Source organism: Pantoea sp. MT58 (genome assembly GCF_014495885.1).
In the GTDB taxonomy this organism is placed as follows: domain Bacteria; phylum Pseudomonadota; class Gammaproteobacteria; order Enterobacterales; family Enterobacteriaceae; genus Pantoea; species Pantoea eucalypti.
This window is the reverse complement of the sequence record NZ_CP061083.1, coordinates 2,772,769-2,787,296: the sequence shown is the minus strand read 5'-3', so window position 1 is coordinate 2,787,296 and position 14,528 is coordinate 2,772,769. Positions and strand designations below refer to the sequence as shown.

At 56.0% G+C, this 14,528-nt stretch carries 10 protein-coding genes; 8 read left to right on the top strand and 2 right to left on the bottom strand.

Annotated features, from left to right (window positions below):
* The first annotated feature begins 43 nt into the window (after positions 1-43).
* The 5 genes from IAI47_RS13170 (at position 44) to IAI47_RS13150 (ending at position 7,315) form a co-directional block, all read left to right on the top strand.
* The gene (locus IAI47_RS13170) at positions 44-1,189 is read left to right on the top strand and encodes an HlyD family secretion protein (RefSeq protein ID WP_003850510.1); all 1,146 of its coding nucleotides are present in this window, start codon (positions 44-46) and stop codon (positions 1,187-1,189) included.
* The gene (locus IAI47_RS13165; protein ID WP_003850509.1) at positions 1,186-2,754 is read left to right on the top strand and encodes a DHA2 family efflux MFS transporter permease subunit; all 1,569 of its coding nucleotides are present in this window, start codon (positions 1,186-1,188) and stop codon (positions 2,752-2,754) included. Before IAI47_RS13170 ends, IAI47_RS13165 begins: the two co-directional genes overlap by 4 nt.
* A 1-nt stretch (position 2,755) precedes the next feature.
* Positions 2,756-4,285 carry an efflux transporter outer membrane subunit gene (locus tag IAI47_RS13160; RefSeq protein WP_003850508.1) on the top strand — a complete coding sequence of 510 codons (1,530 nt, stop codon included), beginning with the start codon at positions 2,756-2,758 and terminating at the stop codon, positions 4,283-4,285.
* A gap of 857 nt (positions 4,286-5,142) precedes the next feature.
* A complete protein-coding gene (locus IAI47_RS13155; protein ID WP_003850507.1) occupies positions 5,143-5,544 on the top strand; it encodes an H-NS family nucleoid-associated regulatory protein in 402 nt (133 codons plus the stop codon).
* Between the two features lie 178 nt (positions 5,545-5,722).
* Positions 5,723-7,315, top strand: a complete 1,593-nt coding sequence (locus tag IAI47_RS13150; RefSeq protein WP_008925818.1) for an ABC-F family ATPase — start codon at positions 5,723-5,725, stop codon at positions 7,313-7,315.
* A 526-nt stretch (positions 7,316-7,841) separates the two neighbouring features.
* On the opposite strand, the gene moeB is transcribed toward IAI47_RS13150, so the two are convergent.
* Entirely contained in the window at positions 7,842-8,600 is a 759-nt protein-coding gene (gene moeB / locus IAI47_RS13145) for a molybdopterin-synthase adenylyltransferase MoeB (protein ID WP_008925820.1), read from the bottom strand.
* The gene (gene moeA / locus IAI47_RS13140) at positions 8,601-9,836 is read right to left on the bottom strand and encodes a molybdopterin molybdotransferase MoeA (protein ID WP_008925821.1); all 1,236 of its coding nucleotides are present in this window, start codon (positions 9,834-9,836) and stop codon (positions 8,601-8,603) included. It abuts the gene before it with no gap.
* 256 nt (positions 9,837-10,092) lie between these two features.
* Here moeA and IAI47_RS13135 point away from each other — a divergent pair, with 256 nt between their 5' ends.
* Genes IAI47_RS13135 through gsiB form a run of 3 tightly spaced genes read left to right on the top strand, consistent with a single transcriptional unit; the run spans position 10,093 to position 14,508 of the window.
* On the top strand, positions 10,093-11,052 hold the full coding sequence (locus IAI47_RS13135) for an isoaspartyl peptidase/L-asparaginase family protein (RefSeq protein ID WP_003852309.1): 960 nt from the start codon (positions 10,093-10,095) through the stop codon (positions 11,050-11,052).
* A 9-nt stretch (positions 11,053-11,061) separates the two neighbouring features.
* A complete protein-coding gene (locus IAI47_RS13130; protein WP_008925822.1) occupies positions 11,062-12,918 on the top strand; it encodes a dipeptide ABC transporter ATP-binding protein in 1,857 nt (618 codons plus the stop codon).
* A 54-nt stretch (positions 12,919-12,972) separates the two neighbouring features.
* Positions 12,973-14,508, top strand: coding sequence for a glutathione ABC transporter substrate-binding protein GsiB (gsiB, locus tag IAI47_RS13125; protein WP_003852312.1), 1,536 nt, complete (start codon positions 12,973-12,975; stop codon positions 14,506-14,508).
* Positions 14,509-14,528 lie beyond the last annotated feature (20 nt).

The following is a 14,528-nucleotide window of genomic DNA, read 5'->3' as shown; positions in this document are numbered from 1 at the left end:
ACCTTTATGCCCGGAATCAGGGCCTTAGCCAGTGATGGGAACTATGAGCGAGAACAATCAACGCGATCCACATCAGCAGGACGCAGAAAACACGACGGATCAAAACCGTCAGTCAGAGGAAAATCAGGACAACGACCAGCAGCCTGAGCGTAAACGCCCCGGTAAAAAGCCGCTGATTATTCTGGCGGTGGTGGTGGTGATTATGCTGATTGTCGGTCTCTGGTTCTGGTTATCTACCCGCAATATTGAAACCACCGACGACGCCTTTACCGAAGGCGATGCCGTTACTATTGCGCCTAAAGCATCCGGCTATGTCGTGAAGTTGCTGGTGAAAGATAACCAGCGGGTGAAGAAGGGCGATCTGCTGGTGGAGATTGATCCCAGCGATAACCGTGCCCAGCGTGAGCAGGCTAACGCGCAGCTCGGTTTAGCCGTTGCACAACTGCATCAGGCGCAGGCCCAGCTGGCGCTGTCAAAAGTACAGTATCCGGCTCAGCGCGATCAGGCTCTGGCCGATCAGGCGAAAGCAGAAGCCAATATGCTGAATGCGCAGGCGGATTATCGTCGCCAGCGTGGCGTCGATCCACGTGCGACCAGCCAGCGTAATATCGACAGCGCGTCTGCGCAGCTACGTTCGGCGCAGGCACAGTTACAGAGTGCGAAAGCCCAGGTTGAAGTCGCTTCACAGGTTGCCCTGCAGATTCGTCAGCAGGAGACCAATGTTGAAGCGCGTCAGCAACAGGTTGAGCAGGCGAAAGCACAGTTAAGTACGGCCGATCTTAACCTCTCCTATACCCAGGTTCGCGCGCCTTATGACGGGTTTATCACCAAGCGTAACGTTCAGCTGGGCACGCTGGTGCAGGCCGGTTCCTCTCTGTTCTCGCTGGTTTCGCCTGACATCTGGGTTACTGCGAACTTCAAAGAGTCTCAGCTGGAACGCATGAATCCTGGCGATAAAGTGAAAATCAGCGTTGATGCATGGCCGGACATGAAGCTGGAAGGACACGTCGACAGCATTCAGATGGGCTCCGGCTCACGCTTCTCGACCTTCCCGTCAGAAAACGCCACCGGTAACTACGTGAAAATTGTTCAGCGTGTGCCAGTGAAAATCGTTATCGACAAGGGCCTGGATCCGAACCATCCGCTGCCGCTGGGTCTCTCCGTTGAACCCGAGGTAACAGTGGAATGAGTACGGCGCAGAGCTGGAAACCGGCCAGTAATCCGTGGTTAGTGGCAATCACGGTGACGCTGGCGGTGTTTATGGAGATCCTCGACACCACCATCGTTAACGTGGCGCTGCCGCACATCGCCGGTTCGCTCTCCTCCAGTTATGATGAGTCAACCTGGGTGCTGACCTCCTATCTGGTGGCGAACGGCATTGTGCTGCCTATCTCTGCGTTCTTCAGCCGGCTGTTTGGCCGTAAACAGTTTTTCCTGATTTGCATTGTGATGTTCACCATTTGCTCGTTCCTGTGCGGCATCGCCACTGAACTCTGGCAAATCATTCTGTTCCGCGTGCTGCAGGGCTTTTTTGGTGGCGGATTGCAGCCCGTTCAGCAGTCCGTGCTGCTGGACTACTTCAAGGCAGAAGATCGCGGCAAGGCATTTGGTCTCTCCTCCATCGCTATTATCGTCGCGCCGGTGATTGGCCCGACATTGGGTGGCTGGATCACTGACAACTACAGCTGGCGCTGGGTGTTCTTTATTAACATTCCGGTGGGCGTGCTGACTGTGCTGGCGATCTATCAGCTGCTGGAAGATCCGCCTTGGGAGCGTAAATGGGCCAAAGGTAAGCTGAAGATCGATTACATCGGGATCAGCCTGATTACCTTAGGCCTGGGGTGTCTGCAGGTGATGCTGGATCGCGGAGAAGATGAGGACTGGTTTGCTTCGCACTTTATCGTACTGTTCGCTGTTCTGGCGCTGGTTGGCATCGTTGGCGCCATTTACTGGCTGATGTATGCGCGTAAGCCGGTGGTCGATATTCTGGTAATGAAAGACCGCAACTTCTGGGTGGCCGGGCTGTTGATGGCGGGAATGGCAATGATTCTGTATGGCAGTTCTGTGGTGTTGCCACAGCTGGCGCAGCAGGATCTGGGTTATACCGCCACCTGGTCAGGGCTGGTGTTGTCGCCCGGCGCGGTGCTTATTGTGCTGACCATTCCACTGGTGCTGAAACTGATGCCGATTGTGCAGACGCGATACATCATCGCCTTTGGTTTCAGCTGTCTGGCCATGGCGTTTTTCTATTCAGCTACCCTGACGCCGAATGTCGATTTCAAAACGCTGGTGATGATGCGTAGCGCACAGTCGATCGGGCTGGGTTTCCTGTTTGTTCCGCTGACTACGATTGCTTTTGTCACCATTCCTCAGCGACTTAACGCGGACGCCTCCGCGCTCTTTACCATGTTCCGTAACGTGGCCGGATCCATTGGGATCTCGCTTTCGACCGCGGCCATTACCGAGCGCGCACAGGCGCGGTCTGCGCATATGGTGCACAACATGACGCCGCTTAACGAGCCGTTCAACATTACGCTTGAGCACTGGGCGCAGGCGATACGCGACTTCACGTCGGCGGTGGGCGATCCCATTACGCTGGCAACCGGTCAGCTCTATCAGGAGATGATTGCGCAGTCGCGTATTCTCGCATACATCGATGTCTTCTCAGGCCTGAGTATTGTCGCCCTGATTTTGATTCCATTTTGTTGGCTGCTGTCGCCGATCAAGAGCGAAGGCAGTGCAGGAGCACACTAACATGAAGGTTTTTTATACTCATCGCCTGAAACCCCTGAGCTTACTGCTGGCCCTGGGGCTGGCGGGCTGCGCTGTCGGACCTGACTATCAGGCACCGAAACCTGCCGTGCCAGGTAGCTACAACACGCTGGATTCGCAGGAGGCGTCAAAGCCACAAAACGCCGCAATTAATTCCCGCTGGTGGCGGAGCTTTAACGATCCGCAGCTCGACAGCCTGATTGAGCGGGCGATAGCGGGGAACCTGAGCCTGCAGCAGACAGTGCTGCGGATTGCGGGCGCGCGTGAACAGCTGACGCAGGCCCAGGGCAGCCTGTTCCCCAGTCTGAGCGGTTCGGCTAAAGTCACCCGTCAGCAGCTCGGCCTGAAAGGCTTGCTTGAGTCCAATGGCGCCACCGATCAACTCGACAGCAACGTGGCCAGCCAGCTCAATGGCCTGACCCAGCCGGTTAACCTCTATCAGGGCAGCTTCGATGCCAGCTGGGAGCTTGACCTGTGGGGCAAAGTTCGCCGTCAGGTTGAGGCCGCCAATGCCCAGCAGCAGGCAGCGATAGAGCAGCGTAACGATGCGCTGGTCTCACTTGAGGCTGAAGTTGCGCGAGCCTGGCTGCAGCTGCGAGGCGCGCAGAGCACCGTTCAGACTCTGCAGGAGCAGATTAATGTGGCGCAGCAGACGACCGAGCTGACGCAAAGTCAGCAGCGTAATGGTCTGGCTCCGTTAACTGATGTAGAAAATGCCCGTGCCCAGCTCAGCACGCTTCAGGCCCAGCTGCCGCAGTATCAATCGCAGGCACGGCAGGCGATGAACGGATTAGCGGTGCTGCTCGGCAAAACACCGGGTGCACTGGATGCTGAACTCAGCACACCTAAAGCCTTACCGCCGTTGCCGCAGTTTGTACCGGTTGGTATTCCCTCCACGCTGGCACGTCGTCGTCCTGATATTCGCCAGGCTGAAGCGACGCTGCATGCTCAAACCGCGGAGATCGGCGTGTCTGTTGCGCAGCTCTTCCCAAGCCTGTCGCTGACCGGACAGCTGGGCGTCCGCAACACTGACGCCAGTTATCTGGATAACTGGAGCAGCCATTTCTACAGTTATGGCCCCTCGCTTTCGATCCCGATTTTCCAGGGTGGACAACTGGTATCGAGCGTCAAGTTAGCGCGGGCGCAGCAGGCCAGCGCCGCGCTGGATTACCGTCAAACTGTGCTGACGGCGTTACAGGATGTCGAGAATGCGCTGGTCAGCTACCGCGCCGACCAGCAGCGCGTGACTGCGCTGGATGAGACGACCGGCGCCCTGCAGCGGGCCTTTAACCTCGCCAGCGACAGTTACCGCCAGGGGCTTTCGACCTTCCTTGACGTGCTGGATGCGCAGCGCCAGCTGGCACAGGCTCAGGAGCAGGCGACTCAGGCGAGAATGCAGAGCGCTCTGGATTTAGTGGCGCTTTATAAAGCGCTGGGCGGCGGATGGGAAACGTATCAGAACGTTGAGATGCCGCAATATCCGGTATTTGGTCCGGCCACACAGGCGAATTAATCCTTTCGCGGTCGCTGCCTGTGCGCAGTGACCGCTTTATCTCTCCCTTTTAACCGCGTTAAGTTAAGGGTTCTCACCCACTCAATGTAAATCTCAATGGTCTAAGCCGTTGAATTAGCATACATCGCAGCCCCAACGCGTCCGGTCCGGACTGCAGAAAATAAACAGCCAGTCTTAGCCGGAATATTATCAGCGCTTTTGACCGGCAATTATTTTTACGTTACCGGCCATCCTGGATTCTGAGCCGTGTCACCTTTCTGAATTTATTTCTATGACGATTCTTTAATGCAACTTACGACTGTTAAGGTGAGAGCACGTGATCATTCACCAGGCGGAGTCAGACCCTACAGTTATTGCACAGCCGGTCGGGCTGCGAATAATCTGACGCTGCTGGAAATCTCACCGTTAAAAAAGGGCTGGCTGCACGCTGAGGGATAATTAAAAAAAACACGCGAGCGGTAATAATTTTGCACTATTTAAGGTGGGGGAGGCGGTTTTTCAGGCATGATCTGTAAGCTGGTGTGACAGAGATCTCAATCAGGGCACGCGTTTAATCAGCTATCAACGAACCTTTAATTGCAATTAATGACGCGCTGTAGTGCGCGTTTAGCGAAAATCGTTAACGCCTGTTGCCGGTATAACAAGGCTGAAATCGTTTTCATCGGTTGAGTAAAAGGGCGATTTGTTGTTAATTCAGCGTTAATAAATTACCAGCCACTGCCGATTTAATAGTAAGATTTTAACTGAAATTAAAACTTAGGAATTATCTGTAGCGTAAAAATAATTTATTTTTTTATTTGAATTAGGTAGTCTTGGCGCTACAGTTTTATTAACCCCCCTTAATCAAGGACATTGTGATGAGTGACGCATTTAAGGTACTGAACAATATTCGCACATTACGTGCCCAGGCTCGTGAACTGCCACTGACCGATCTTGAAGAGATCCTGGAAAAATTAACGGTAGTCGTTACTGAGCGCCGCGAAGAAGCAGAAGCGGAAGAGACACAGAATCGCGAAAAAGAAGAAAAGCTGTCTAAATATCGCGAAATGCTGCTGGCTGACGGCATCGATCCTAATGAATTATTAGGTGCGCTGGAGAGCGGAAAAAAACGCACCAAGCGTGCGCCGCGTCCGGCTAAATATTCTTACACCGACGAAAATGGTGAGCAGAAATCCTGGACTGGCCAGGGCCGTACCCCGGCAGCGATTAAAAAAGCGCTGGATTCCGGTAAAAGCCTGGACAGTTTCCTGATCGATTGATCAACACAATCCTTGTAAGTGGGAGCCGGGGGGCCAATATGGCCCTCCGGCTTTTTTATTTCTGCCGGGATATCAATCACCCCGCCAGGAATCCACGCCTGACGCTGGCGTGCGCTGCGTCACATCTGGCATAATAGCCGCCGTTTTTTCATCCATTCTCTTCACAAAGGTCAATGCCGTGTTAGTTAGCAGCAATATCACCATGCAGTTTGGCAGCAAGCCACTGTTCGAAAATATCTCCGTTAAATTTGGCGGCGGTAATCGTTACGGTTTAATCGGTGCGAACGGCAGCGGAAAATCCACCTTCATGAAGATTTTGGGTGGCGATCTGGTGCCTTCAGGCGGCAACGTCTCTTACGATCCTAATGAGCGTATCGGTAAGCTGCGTCAGGATCAGTTTGCCTTTGAAGAATTCAGCGTACTGGACACCGTAATCATGGGTCACCATGAATTATGGGAAGTGAAGCAGGAGCGCGACCGTATTTATTCTTTGCCCGAGATGAGCGAAGAAGAGGGGTATAAAGTCGGCGATCTTGAAGCGCTCTACGGTGAGATGGACGGCTATAGCGCCGAGTCCCGTGCCGGTGAGTTATTGCTCGGCGTGGGTATTCCGGTTGAGCAACATTACGGCCCGATGAGCGAAATTGCGCCGGGCTTTAAATTGCGTGTGTTGCTGGCACAGGCGCTGTTTTCAAATCCCGATATTTTGTTACTCGACGAACCGACGAACAACCTGGACATCGACACTATTCGCTGGCTGGAGCAGGTGCTGAACGAGCGTGACAGCACCATGATTATCATTTCGCATGACCGTCATTTCCTTAATATGGTCTGCACTCACATGGCCGATCTGGATTATGGCGAGCTGCGGGTTTATTCCGGTAATTATGACGAATATATGACCGCTGCAACGCAGGCACGTGAACGTCTGTTATCAGATAACGCGAAGAAGAAAGCGCAGATTGCTGACTTACAATCGTTCGTCAGTCGTTTTAGTGCTAACGCCTCTAAATCGCGTCAGGCGACATCACGCGCCAAGCAGATGGATAAAATTAAACTGGATGAAGTGAAAGCTTCCAGTCGTCAGAACCCATTTATCCGCTTTGAGCAGGACAAGAAGTTGTTCCGTAATGCGCTGGAAGTAGAAGGTTTAACGAAAGGCTTTGATAACGGTCCGCTGTTTAAGAATTTAAATCTGCTGCTGGAAGTCGGTGAGAAACTGGCGGTCATCGGTGCCAACGGTATTGGTAAGTCGACGCTGTTGAAATCACTGGTGGGTCAGCTTACGCCAGATAATGGCACTGTTAAATGGTCAGAGAACGCACGCATTGGTTATTACGCTCAGGATCATGCCGATGATTTTGCCAATGACCTGACAGTATTTGACTGGATGAGTCAGTGGAAACAGCCTGGCGATGATGAGCAGACCATTCGCGGTATTCTGGGTCGTCTGCTGTTTTCGCAGGATGATATTAAGAAGCCGGCGAAAGTGCTTTCGGGTGGTGAGAAGGGTCGTATGCTGTTCGGTAAGCTGATGATGGAAAAACCGAACATTCTGATTATGGATGAGCCGACCAACCACCTGGATATGGAGTCGATTGAATCACTCAATATGGCGCTGGAGATGTATGAAGGCACGCTGGTGTTTGTTTCACATGACCGCGAATTTGTCAGCTCGCTGGCAACCCGCGTGATTGAGCTGAAAGCAGACAAGGTGGTGGACTTCACCGGTAATTATGAAGATTACCTGCGCAGTCAGGGTATCGTCTGATAAAAACGGGGTGGCGCAGGCCACCCCGTTTTTTTTGTGCTGATGAGAGAGCTGAATGCTTATTGATTGTCAGAGGGTGTGGGTTGGGCTGAATGCCACGCTCATAGGTTATCTGACAGCAACGCAAATGCTCAAGGCGCAGGGAACACGGTCAGAGGAGGAAAGCGTCCCGCGCCAGGGACGGCGTGGGCCGAGCATCCATGGATGGTTTAAGCGACTTTCCGATCTGCCCGTGTTCCTGAAGCAGATCTCAATCTGATCGCTAAGCATTCACACTCTTATCAGCTGAGCGGGCTTCAGGGAGCATACGTGTTTCGCAAAGACATAAAAGACCCCATCCCTGGCATGCTCAGCGCGGGCGATTACGCACCTCATCCCTGAGGTGCGCTCGTAACCCGGCCAACGCATTGCGTTGTTCAAAAAACGCTCCCGGCGTTTTTATCCGGGCGGCGCGATGCTTTGCTACAGGCGTATGCTCCCTTCGCTTTAAGTTTTGAGCTGTCTGCGAACGGATATCTGCAGAAGGTTAATCTCCACCACCACACACTTCACAGTGCGCGTCCTGCGCGACTTTCATGCTGCGGAACTCCGCGCTCATCGCATCGTACATCAGCAACCGGCTGGTGGCGGGTGTGCCAAAGGCGGTCAGTACTTTAATCCCTTCCATCGCCTGCATTGCACCAATGACGCCAACCAGCGGGGCCATGACGCCCGCTTCCACGCAACTCAGGGTCTGTTCGCCAAACAGGCGGCTGATGCAGCGATAGCAGGGCGTGCCGGGCTGCCAGTTAAATACGCTGATCTGACCTTCCATCCGAATTGCGGCGCCCGAGACCAGTGGCACCCGCTGCTGCCGACAGAGCCGGTTAAGCTGCTCACGCACCGCAACATTGTCGGTGCAATCCAGCACCACCTGCTGCCGGGCAATCAACGCCAGCAGCGCTGCGTCGTCCAGCTGTCCATTAACCGGATGCAGCTGGCAGTGCGGATTGATAGCGGCCAGGCTTTGCGCGGCAGAGTCCACTTTGGCGCGGCCAATATCCACGTCATGGTGCAGAATCTGCCGTTGCAGATTAGAGTGCGACACGGTATCGAAGTCGAGCAGTGTCAGGTTGCCGACGCCCGCAGACGCCAGATAGGGCGCGGCGGCGCAGCCGAGTCCGCCCAGCCCGACAACCAGCGCATGACTCGCTTTAAGCCGCTCCTGACCGTCGAAATCAAAGCCGCGCAGGACAATCTGCCGGTTGTAACGCAGTATCTCCTCATCGCTTAATTCAGGCAGCATTTATGCCTCCAGCAAGGCGTTGAACGGTTCTACCTCGACCCATTCGCCCGGCTCAACGTTTCCGCGTTCACGTTCCAGCACGATGAAACAGTTCGCCTGGGCAAAAGAGCTGAAGACGTGTGAACCCTGCATTCCGGTCGTCTCCACCTCCAGATCACCCTGTGCGTTCTGGCGCAGGATGCCGCGCTGGAAGTCGAGGCGGCCCGGCGACTTTTTCAGTCGCGAGGCGCTGCGCACTTTCTGGCGGGGCGGCAAGGCGGATTTTTGCTGGCCGGTAAGGGTGGCAAGCAGCGGCTGTACCAGCTGATAGAAGGTCACGGCGGCGGAGACCGGATTGCCGGGCAGACCGCAGAACCAGCTGCTGTTAAGACGACCAAAGGCAAATGGCTTGCCAGGCTTAATCGCCAGTTTCCAGAAACTAATCGCGCCCAGCTCTTCCAGCATATTTTTAGTGAAGTCCGCTTCGCCGACCGAGACGCCGCCGGTGCTGATCACCACATCCGCCTGCCGATCGGCTTCCTCAAATGCGGCGCGAAGGGCAGCAGGATCATCTTTGATGATGCCAAGGTCGATGACTTCACAGTTGAGCTTATGCAGCATCAGCGAGACCGCAAAACGGTTAGTGTCGTAAATCTGGCCCTCTGCCAGCGGCTCACCGACCGGCTGAAGCTCATCACCGGTGGAGAAGATAGCGACCCGCAGTTTACGTAGCACGCTCACCTGCGCGATACCCAGCGAAGCCAGCAGCGGCAGCTCGGCGGCACCCAGACGTGTTCCCGCTTCCAGCACCACATGACCTGGCTGAATGTCGTCGCCGGTCAGGCGGATGTTTTGTCCTGGACGCACAGGCGCGGTAATCACAATCGCATCGCCCTGAGATTCGGTCTGTTCCTGCATCACCACCGCTTCACAGCCTGAGGGCACTGGGGCACCGGTCATGATGCGAATCACGCTGCCTTGCGGCCACTCACCGCTGAACGGCGCGCCCGCAAAGGCTTTGCCCGCGACGGGTAACGGCTGGCCGCTGCTGACATCGGCCAGCCTGACGGCGTAGCCATCCATCGCAGAGTTATCAAAGGGCGGCACGGCGATCGGGGAGGTGACGGCTTTTGCCGTGATGCGGCCGACCGCGTCGGCCAGCGACACGCTCAGTGAGTCGGTAACGGGCGTCAGCTGTGACAGCATTTTTTGTTGCGCCTCCTCAAGGGAGATCAAACCTGCAGTAAAACTTTCCATAAACAGTCCAGCCTGGTTAACTCAGATGCTGCCTATTATGAGTCGGATTAGCCGCTGAGTCACATCGGTGTCGGTCAGACGCGCCGGTTGTTATGGCAAAAATGAATCAGGGTGGTAAGAAAAGGTTATAACCACAGGAACAGTTTCCGCTTTACAACACTTAGCAGGCTTTCTATAGTCAAAAATCACCCAAAATGGGTGAAAACCATTTTAAATCAGTGTTTTTCGTCCTGATGCAACCACAGGGTAAAGCGTTATGGTCAATGCAGTGATCGCCATTCACGGCGGCGCGGGTGCAATTTCGCGCGCAGCAATGAGCGCTGAAAAAGAACAACACTATCGTCAGGCGCTACACGATATTGTTACTCAGGGTCAGCAGATACTGGCTCAGGGTGGCAGCGCACTGGATGCGGTGACGGAGGCCGTGCGACTGCTGGAGGAGTGTCCACTTTTCAACGCCGGTAAAGGCGCGGTGTTCACCCATCAGGGCACTCATGAACTTGATGCCTGCATCATGGATGGGCGTACGCTGGATGTGGGCGCGGTCGCGGGCGTGACGCGGGTGCGTAATCCGGTGCTGGCGGCACGTGCCGTGCTGGAAAAAAGCGAGCATGTGCTGTTTATCGGCGAGGGTGCAGAGCAGTTTGCCGTAGCGAACGGGCTGGAAATGGTTGCACAAGATTACTTCTCAACGCCGGAACGCTGGGAGCAGTTGCAGCGCGCGCTGAACAGCGATACCGCGGTGCTGGACCACGATGGTGCCGCGCACAGCGACGACCCGCTCGATCCGGACCGCAAGTTCGGTACGGTAGGCGCCGTCGCGCTGGATCTGGCAGGCAACCTGGCTGCAGCTACCTCAACGGGCGGTATGACCAATAAACAGGCCGGGCGGGTCGGCGACTCACCGCTACCGGGTGCGGGCTGCTACGCCAGCAACGACAGCGTGGCCGTCTCCTGTACCGGCACCGGTGAAGTCTTTATGCGCACGCTGGCGGCCTACGATGTGGCTGCGCAGATGCGCTACGCCGGACGTTCGCTGCAGCAGGCTACGGTTAATGTCATTCATGACAGCGTGCTGGAACTGGGCGGCAGCGGCGGGCTGATTGCGGTGGATCGTGCAGGTAACGTGGCGCTGCCGTTTAACAGCGAAGGCATGTATCGGGGTGTTGGGCGCGTCGGCGAAGCGGCGGACGTCGCGATATATCGCGAAAGTTAAGGGGCAGTGATGAGCGACAGGCAAACATTATCGCCGCTGGCCCCTGAACAGGTACTCGCGGTGCGCGATCTCAATGTGCGTTTTCAGCACGAAGACACCGTCACGGATGCGGTGCGTCATTTGTCACTCGATCTGTTTCGGGGCGAAACGCTGGCGCTGGTGGGGGAGTCAGGTTCGGGGAAATCGGTCACCTCGCTGGCGCTGATGAGACTGATTGAGCAGGCGGGCGGAATCGTCAGCGGAGAAGTGCAATTGCGCCGTCGCAACGGCGACGTGCTGGATCTGATGCGCGCCTCAAAAGGTCAGATGCGCCGGGTGCGCGGCGCGGATATGGCGATGATCTTTCAGGAGCCGATGACCTCACTGAATCCGGTCTTCTCCGTGGGCGAGCAGATTGCCGAATCCATTCGTCTGCACCAGGGTCTGAGCCACGCCGGGGCGCTGGCAGAGGCGCGCCGGATGCTGGATCTGGTGCGCATTCCCGATGCGCAGAATGTCTTATCCCGCTTTCCGCATCAGTTGTCGGGTGGGATGCGCCAGCGCGTGATGATTGCGATGGCGCTCTGCTGCAAGCCGGCGTTACTGATTGCCGATGAACCGACTACTGCGCTCGACGTCACCATTCAGGCGCAGATTCTGCAGCTCATCCGCGTGCTGCAAAAAGAGATGCAGATGGGAGTGATTTTTATCACTCACGATATGGGCGTGGTCGCCGAAATGGCCGACCGGGTGCAGGTGATGTATCGCGGCGAAGTAGTGGAAAATGCTCCGGTCGCCGAGCTGTTCAGCGCACCACAGCAGCCCTATACACAGGCGCTGCTGGCGGCGGTGCCAAAACTCGGCTCGATGCAGGGGCAGCCTTTGCCCGCCAAATTCCCCTTGCTGCACAGTGATGCCGTTGATGACGTGCCGCAGGATACGGTACGCCGCCTGCAGCCGCCGATTTTGCAGGTGCGCGATCTGGTCACCCGCTTTGATATTCGCGGTGGTCTGCTGAATCGGGTTAAAAGCCGGGTTCATGCCGTCGAAAAAGTCAGTTTTGATCTCTATGCCGGTGAGACGCTTGCACTGGTGGGGGAGTCTGGCTGTGGTAAATCGACCACCGGCCGCTCGCTGCTGAAGCTGGTGGCCAGTCAGGGCGGCACGCTGACGTTTGACGGCCAGCGAATAGATCATCTCTCCGGTGCCGCGCTGGCCCATCTGCGGCGTGATATTCAGTTTATCTTCCAGGATCCCTACGCCTCGCTGGATCCCCGGCTGACGGTCGGCTTCTCCATTATGGAGCCGCTGCTGGTCCACAAGGCGATGCCGCGTCGCGAGGCGGAGCAGCGCGTTGCCTGGTTGCTGGATAAAGTGGGACTGCTGCCGGAACATGCTCAGCGTTATCCGCATGAATTTTCTGGCGGGCAGCGTCAGCGCATCTGTATAGCCCGCGCGCTGGCGCTGAACCCCAAAGTGGTGATTGCCGACGAGTCCGTCTCGGCGCTGGATGTGTCGATTCAGGCGCAGATTATTAATCTGATGCTCGACCTGCAGCGCGAGTTTGGCATCGCATTCCTGTTTATTTCCCACGATATGGCGGTGGTGGAGCGTATCAGCCACCGCGTGGCGGTGATGTATCTCGGTCAGATTGTCGAGATGGGGCCGCGTCAGGCGGTGTTTGAACAGCCTCAGCATCCCTACACCCGAAAACTCATGGCAGCGGTGCCGGTCGCCGATCCGGCTCACCGGCGTCGTGAACGCGCCTTACTGGTCGATGAGATCCCCAGCCCGATCCATGCGTTAGGGGATGAACCTGAAGTGGCGCCGCTGATGGAGGTGGCTCCGGGCCATTTCGTCGCCCGCCACATTATCAGCGCGACCTGAACAGTGACAATGTCGCCCCGGCGACCAACCCGACAGGGATTACAGGAGAACAAGATGCAGATGACGATGCGTAAAGGGTTACTGGCAGCTGGCGTGTTAAGCAGCGCAATGACATTGCCCGCCTGGGCAGCACAGGATGCGGTGATTGCCGTCGCGTCCAACTTCACCACGCTCGATCCCTATGACGCCAATGACACACTGTCGCAGGCGGTCGCGAAATCCTTCTATCAGGGTCTGTTTGGCTTCGATAAGGATATGAAACTGACTAACGTGCTGGCAGAGAGCTATCAGGCCAGCGCCGACGGCCTGACGTATACCATCAAGCTGCGTCCTGGCGTGAAGTTCCAGGATGGCACGGATTTCAATGCGGAAGCGGTAAAGGTCAACCTCGATCGTGCCAGCAACCCGGATAACCATCTCAAGCGCTACAACCTGTTTAAACGCATCGCCAGTACGGAAGTCGTGGATCCGACGACGGTAAAAGTGACGCTGAAAGAGCCGTTCTCTGCCTTTATCAACAACCTGGCCCATCCGGCGGCGGCGATGATTTCGCCAGCCGCGCTGAAAAAATATGGCAAAGAGATCGGTTTCCATCCGGTAGGAACCGGACCGTTTGTGTTTGAAACCTGGAACCAGACCGATTTTGTGAAAGTGAAGAAGTGGGACGGTTACTGGAAGCCGGGCTATCCGAAGCTGGACAGCATCACCTGGCGTCCGGTGGTGGACAACAACACCCGTGCGGCGATGCTGCAGACCGGCGAAGCAAACTTTGCCTTCCCGGTGCCTTATGAGCAGGTGAAACTGCTGGAAAAGAACAGCAAGCTGGATGTGGTGACCTCACCCTCCATTATGCAGCGTTATATCAGCCTCAACGTCACTCAGAAGCCGTTCGACAACCCGAAGGTACGTGAGGCGCTGGAATATGCCATCAACCGTCAGGCGCTGGCGAAGGTGGCTTTCTCCGGTTACGCCACGCCCGCTACCGGCATCGTGCCGCCTGCCGTCGACTTTGCGCAGACCTATCCGGCCATCAGCTACGATCCAGCCAAAGCCCGTGCGTTGCTGAAAGAGGCGGGTTATCCGAACGGGTTTGAAACTACGCTCTGGTCGTCACATAACCACAGCACCGCGCAGAAAGTGCTGCAGTTCACTCAGCAGCAGCTGGCGCAGGTTGGCGTGAAGGTGAAAGTCACGGCGATGGATGCGGGCCAGCGTGCCGCAGAAGTGGAAGGCAAGGGCCAGAAAGAGAGCGGCGTGCGGATGTTCTACACCGGCTGGTCCGCTTCAACGGGCGAAGCAGACTGGGCGCTGACGCCACTGTTTGCTACCGCAGCCTGGCCACCGGCGATCTTTAACACGGCGTTTTACAGCAATCCTAAGGTGGATAAAGATCTGGCCGATGCGCTGAAAACCACTGACCGTGCAGAGAAAGCGCGCTTGTATAAAGATGCGCAGGACACCATCTGGCAGGACCATCCGTGGATCCCGCTGGTGGTGGAGCAGCTGGTTTCTGCCAACAGCAAAAACCTCAGCGGTTTTTATGTGATGCCCGATACCTCATTCAATTTTGATGAGGCCACTCTGAAGTAACGGAGCCGGCCAGCCTGCGT

Bases quoted from the DNA above. Each gene is read 5' to 3' on its own strand.
- moeA (WP_008925821.1), bottom strand. From the start codon at position 9,836: ATGGAAAGTTTTACTGCAGGTTTGATCTCCCTTGAGGAGGCGCAACAA.
- IAI47_RS13165 (WP_003850509.1), top strand. From the start codon at position 1,186: ATGAGTACGGCGCAGAGCTGGAAACCGGCCAGTAATCCGTGGTTAGTG.
- gsiB (WP_003852312.1), top strand. From the start codon at position 12,973: ATGCAGATGACGATGCGTAAAGGGTTACTGGCAGCTGGCGTGTTAAGC.
- IAI47_RS13160 (WP_003850508.1), top strand. From the start codon at position 2,756: ATGAAGGTTTTTTATACTCATCGCCTGAAACCCCTGAGCTTACTGCTG.
- IAI47_RS13155 (WP_003850507.1), top strand. From the start codon at position 5,143: ATGAGTGACGCATTTAAGGTACTGAACAATATTCGCACATTACGTGCC.
- IAI47_RS13130 (WP_008925822.1), top strand. From the start codon at position 11,062: ATGAGCGACAGGCAAACATTATCGCCGCTGGCCCCTGAACAGGTACTC.
- moeB (WP_008925820.1), bottom strand. From the start codon at position 8,600: ATGCTGCCTGAATTAAGCGATGAGGAGATACTGCGTTACAACCGGCAG.
- IAI47_RS13135 (WP_003852309.1), top strand. From the start codon at position 10,093: ATGGTCAATGCAGTGATCGCCATTCACGGCGGCGCGGGTGCAATTTCG.
- IAI47_RS13170 (WP_003850510.1), top strand. From the start codon at position 44: ATGAGCGAGAACAATCAACGCGATCCACATCAGCAGGACGCAGAAAAC.